Genomic DNA, 382 nt, shown 5'->3' on the forward strand with positions numbered 1-382 from the left:
TTTTTGCCCCTGCAGGAACTATAGCGTTCAACCGGCATGGTTGCCCATTTTTTATGCTAATTTTTAAATTTGTATGTAAATGGGCAGTGTCTAAAAAATTCGACACTGGTTTTGCTCAAATTTTTGTTTGTGAAAAGCAATTATTTTTATTTGGCTCTCATTTGCGTTTTAAGAGCCGATTTAGGTTTTTAGGTATAAAACTATATAAATAACCCTTAATTCTTTAAAATGACCCCTTAAAATTAAAAATAAAGGTATTCTGATTTTGAATAAATGTTTGAACAAAAAATAAAGAGCTACCCTTAAAAATTTTGGTAGCTCTTATATGCACTGTTTTAATATTTAGGTGTTATCAGTGAAAAATAGATCAAGAAAGGAATTT

General features: G+C 29.1%; 1 protein-coding gene. It reads left to right on the plus strand.

The annotated features are described in order from the left end of the window. Positions 1 to 212 (plus strand): hypothetical protein (locus AB4Z27_RS29785; RefSeq protein ID WP_441646083.1); only part of this gene is annotated, 212 nt, incomplete at its 5' end. Between the last annotated feature and the right edge of the window lie 170 nt (positions 213 to 382).

Source organism: Cupriavidus sp. KB_39 (assembly GCF_052114485.1).
GTDB lineage: Bacteria > Pseudomonadota > Gammaproteobacteria > Burkholderiales > Burkholderiaceae > Cupriavidus.